A 4,980-nucleotide genomic window follows, 5' to 3' on the forward strand; every position below is an offset into this window, starting at 1 on the left:
GATTCCTCGATGCAGGGGATGAATTCGTCGACAAGCCGTACTACGGCGTCGAAGACTTGCGCGTATTTATTCAAGCGGACCAGATTGGATTCGTTCTTCGTGCGGCGGATAAACATAAACATAGCGGGAAACAACGCTTGTTCGAGGGCGATCTGCAATTCGTGCTTGCGGTAGATATTCCAGAAATGTCGATCGATTCGCTTCCATTCCGGCTCATCGCGGAGCGTCGGCGATTCGATGCGGGATTCGTTTTTCAATAAGGCGTTGGTCAGTTCCAAACCGCATTTCGCTTCTTCGGCGATGAGCCGTAAATTCTCGATCATTTCGTCGAAGGCCGTCAAACGGCTTCTCTCTTGGGGATCTTGATGCTCCTTTAAAAAACTCACCATATCCGGCTGGGATATTCCTTCTTCGAGAGAGGAAAGGACATTGATTAACCGGGTGGGAATGCTGCCTTCGATCAAGGCGCCGCCTTCCGTGGCGTCGAAAACCCGCCGTTGGCATTGGCGGATATTTTCGGAGAGTTTTTGCAGAAAAACCGCCATCGGTTTGGATGTGGGCGTTAATTTGCCCCGGACGCCGAGCACCCATACGATCTCTTCTTGCGTATCGTCGGGATGAAAGGGAGCGCCTTTAATGACGATTGTGGAGTCTCCTTCCTTAAAGCGGACGATTTTTCGATTCAGCGCCGTTCCCGCTGCATGAGTCATCCCCCCTTCCATATCGTAAGCCAGGTCGAAGCCGATGAAGACGATCGGATCGCAACCCATCCAGACGGCGGCGTTAAAGAGCGTATGGGCGACGGAAAGACCCTGATCGAATGTGCCGAACGGCCCGGCTACTCTCTCAATCCAGCGGTTGATGGCCGCTTTTTCCGAATTGATGAAGATTTTCGGCCCCGGCCAGCGCGCCGGAATGGCGGGATGGACGTCCGATTCGAAAAGAAGAATTTCGTTCTTGTCCGGCTGGATTCCTTCGAAATGCCGCGTATTCAGTTCCGTCGGATCCGTGGCGGCGATGAAATCGGGATAAACGCCGTGTTGGCGCGCTACGGGATAAGCGGTATCGACGCAGAAGACCAAGGCCTTGGAACGGTATTGCGACAAGATGCCGATATTTTTCCCCAAGGAAGGCCCCGCCGCGACGAGAATCGCCGGTTGGTTTTTGTAAAAATCCCGCAAAGGCCCCAATCCGTGACTGGCGCATATCGCAGGCAAGTTGAGCAGCGCATTCCTTTGAATCAAGGCGCCATGCAAAACCAGAAATTCGGATTCGGCGATAGCCCGTTGCAAAAAATGGCGCAGGCAATCCACTCCTTCCGTATAAAACTCGTTGAACAACTGGGTGGAAGGACGATGGTCGATGAATCGCAAGCCGCTTCCCATGATTTGGGGCAGCAAGGATTTGGCGGCGGGGATTATTTTTTCCGGCTTGTCGGCGATGACGATGCGCACGGCGGGGTGGCTCAAAAGCGCGCTCCAATCCCGCCGATGAAGAAAGTAATAGAATATGTCGATGTCTCTTTCTACGAGCAATAGGCCGGCAATATCGGCGGTTTCGGTTTCAAGAAGAGATTCCAGGGAATACCCCAATCCCAATCCTAGTATTACGTAAACGGACGATTCGTTGGCGGCGAGGCTTTGAATTTCGCGCTGGCCTTCGGTTTTTGGATCTTTGCCGCTATGCAAATAGAGTGGACGCTTCCCGCCGGTAAATATTAGCGTAGGATGGCAAGAGGGCGTTTCCATCAAGACATATTGGGAGGAGGGTTCGCATTGTTGCAGACGTTGAGCCAATTCCGGATCGAACCGTTGAATGAGATTTACGTTATTGTCGAAAACTGTTTTATGCGGCTCTAACAAATTCATTCTTTATCGATGGGGAAACGAGCCGAACCATCCAGAGCCAATCCTTGTTTCTTTATGGTTCGTTTCCTTTTCTTAATATTCTTGATGCGAATGGAACCTAATTTTTGCGGGAATAAAAAATCATCCTATCACAAAATGGCGAATACGCTATAGATTATTTGGAAAAAAACGTAAAGAAATTGGAATGCTGATGGAAAAAAACGGAAGAATCTGTAAAATAGGTTGGACGAGTTGACCTATCCGAGTGCGAACGGCATTCAAGAAGAGAGGAACGCCTAATGCTGGAAAGAATGATAGGGAACCGGGCCAATACGGGTCTTTGCTTCTTGCGCATCGTCTTATCCATCATCTTTTTCGCGCATGGAGCGCAGAAGCTATTGGGGATGTTCGGCGGCGACGGTTTGGCGGCGACGACGGAAAAGTTTGCTCAAGCGGTCTATTTCCCTGAGATGATGGTTTGGGTGGTTTCGGGAGGGGAATTGCTCGGCTCCGCGGCGCTTTTTATCGGCTTGCTTACGCGCGAAGCATCGATCGTCCTCTCCCTCTTCGTGTTAGGCTCTTTGTATCTCATTCATCTCGACAATGGTTTTTTTATTAAAAATAACGGTTACGAGTATCATTTGATGCTGCTGGCGGGATGCTTGTGTCTCATATTCGGCGGCGGCGGTTCCGGCTCCATGGATAAAGCGTTGTTTCCCCACGAACGATGGACGTTTATCAAAGATCCCAACAAGATTAAATTGCTGCCGCCTGAAGATTGATGGGTGAAACGTCTTTCTCGGTAAGGCGTTACAATGACAAGACGCGGCATCTTAAAAGTTCGGAAAAAGCCGCCGGTCATTTATTTATTGTTTTATTAAGCAAGGAGCGTACGAATTCCATGAATCGAATCCGCTTGCCGTTTTATGCCTTTACCGCCGTTTTCGCTTTTCTTCCGTTTTTTCCCGGGGGAGTCTGCGCGAAATCGTCCGCCGATTATACCTATGTCTACGAAAACGAAAGGATTTTATCCTTTACGATCGAAATGACGGAAGAGTCTTTTCAAAAAATGCAGCCTAAACGCAAAGCGCCGGAGATGGGGAATATGAGTTCCCGCAGCATGTTCGCCCAGGAATTCGAATACGTCCCGGCGACAGTGATTTGCGACGGCGCCGTTTATCAAGAGGTTGGAGTCCGTTATCGCGGCAACGCTTCCATTGTAATAATCCCGCCCGACGGCAAAAAACCTTTGAAACTGGATTTCGATCGTTTTGACGACGATCAAGTTTTCCATGGATTTACAAAACTGAATTTCATCAACGGCTTTCGCGATCCCTCGCTGCTGCGGGATAAACTAGCTTACGACTTGTACCGGAAAGCGGGGGTTCCGGCGCCGCACGCCTCCTTCGCCAACGTCTATCTGGCTGTCGGCTCGAAACCGAAAGAACATCTTGGTTTCTTCGTCGTCATCGAACAGGTCAATCGTCCTTTTTTGGAAGATCGATTCGGCAACTCCAACGGCTTGCTAGTGAAATTCGAAATCATGAAAGATTTGGAGTATCGGGGAGAGGAATGGGAAAAATACGCCGCCGATCATGAATTGAATTCCAACGATCCAGCCGATACGAAACATCTCATCCAATTTTTAAAATTCCTCACTCAATCGTCCGATGAGGAGTTCGCCAAGAAAATCGACTCCAAACTGAATGTCGACAAGTTTCTGGCGTGGCTGGCGATCAATACTTTATTGACCGATTTGGATAGCTACGCCGGACTGGGACATAATTGGTACTTGTATTACAACGCCGATTCCAAGCGCTTCGAATTTATCCCATGGGACGTCAACGAATCGTTCGGCAATCTGCAAGTAGCGACGCCGGACAAGATGCTCAATTTCGACATTAACAAGCCGTATATGGGGGATAAAATTCTGATCCAGCGCATCTTGAATATCGAAAAATATAAAGAATTGTATTTATTTTATCTTAAAACTTTCGTCCGCGATTTTTTCAATCCCGCCTTTATGCATAAGGAAATCGAACGGCTGCATTCTTTTATCGACGCCTCCGTCAAAGCCGATGCGAATCCGGTTTATTCTTATGAAGATTTTCAAAAGACTCTTGATGAAAACGTTAAACCGCATTTCTTTTTGTTTAGTCAAGAGATCATCGGACTCAAGCCGTTTGTTACCCAACGCTGCGAATCGGTTTTGGCGCAATTGTCCGGCGAGAAAAAGGGAGACGTTATCGATTCGTTTATGCTCGGCGTCCCCGGCGAGCCGCCATCCTCGGAACGCGAGGGAAATATTGCTCCGCCGCCTATGGCGCCAGGGGGAGATGTCATGATTCCGATGCCTACGCCCGCGCCGATGACGGAAGAGAAGCGCCAAAAAATCCAAAAGTTAAAAGCCGAATTGAAGGAGAAGAATCTACAGATTCAAAACAATCCCAACAATTCGGAACTCTATGTCCAAAAGGGGGAAATTCTGGGTAAACTCACAGAACTTGTGGATCCTATAGAGCAAATGACCTATGGCATCGAATTGGGCGCGGTATTTGAAAAGGCCGTTGAACTTGATCCCAATAGCCTAGGCGGCCATTTTGGCCGGGGAGCGGTTCGGTTTTTTACTCCCGAACCCTTCGGCGGCAGTTTGGAAGGAGCCGCTTCCGATTTTCAATTCGTTCTTTCCAAGGATCCGAAGAATGAACAAGCGAATTTCTTTATGGCTTTGGTTTATCAGCGAAAAAACGAGAAGGACAAAGCGGCGGAGCATCTGCAAAAAGTCATCGAAATCAATCCCAACCATCAACAGGCGAAAGAGTTATTGAAAGCCATCCAACCATAATAAACCATGAGCGGCTAGTATTCAAAGACATTTGATTTTGAACGTTGCAATGGTGAATAATACCAGCCTGCGTAAGGTTTGTTGCTTATATATTCCCTCGCCCTTTGGGAGAGGGCTAGGGTGAGGGAAATAAAAGTCAAATCCTATCAACCCTCACCTAACCTCTCCCAATCTTCAAGGATTTATAAGCCCTAATTAATTGGACTGTTGGGGGAGTTTGTTCGTATCTTGATGGATATTTTTACTAGGTTATTTACACCAACCCCGATTTTTGTCTAATTAAATATG

3 protein-coding genes are annotated in these 4,980 nt (G+C 48.2%); 2 read left to right on the forward strand and 1 reads right to left on the reverse strand.

Annotated features, from left to right (window positions below):
• On the reverse strand, nt 1-1,868 hold a 1,868-nt coding region (locus AB1656_04135; GenBank protein MEW6234552.1), incomplete at its 3' end, for a 6-hydroxymethylpterin diphosphokinase MptE-like protein.
• A gap of 278 nt (nt 1,869-2,146) precedes the next feature.
• On the opposite strand from AB1656_04135, the gene AB1656_04140 reads away from it, so the two are divergent.
• Together AB1656_04140 and AB1656_04145 are read left to right on the forward strand one after the other, a co-directional pair.
• Nucleotides 2,147-2,629 (forward strand): DoxX family protein, encoded by a 483-nt coding sequence (locus tag AB1656_04140; GenBank protein ID MEW6234553.1) that lies wholly within the window; start codon nt 2,147-2,149, stop codon nt 2,627-2,629.
• A gap of 119 nt (nt 2,630-2,748) precedes the next feature.
• Nucleotides 2,749-4,692: a CotH kinase family protein gene (locus AB1656_04145; protein MEW6234554.1), complete on the forward strand. Its 1,944-nt coding sequence runs from the start codon at nt 2,749-2,751 to the stop codon at nt 4,690-4,692.
• Nucleotides 4,693-4,980 lie beyond the last annotated feature (288 nt).

Source organism: Candidatus Omnitrophota bacterium, assembly GCA_040755155.1.
GTDB lineage: Bacteria > Hinthialibacterota > Hinthialibacteria > Hinthialibacterales > Hinthialibacteraceae > JBFMBP01.

What these genes read in the sequence shown, in the direction of transcription:
- AB1656_04140 (MEW6234553.1), top strand. Translation starts at nt 2,147, where the DNA reads ATGCTGGAAAGAATGATAGGGAACCGGGCCAATACGGGTCTTTGCTTC.
- AB1656_04145 (MEW6234554.1), top strand. Translation starts at nt 2,749, where the DNA reads ATGAATCGAATCCGCTTGCCGTTTTATGCCTTTACCGCCGTTTTCGCT.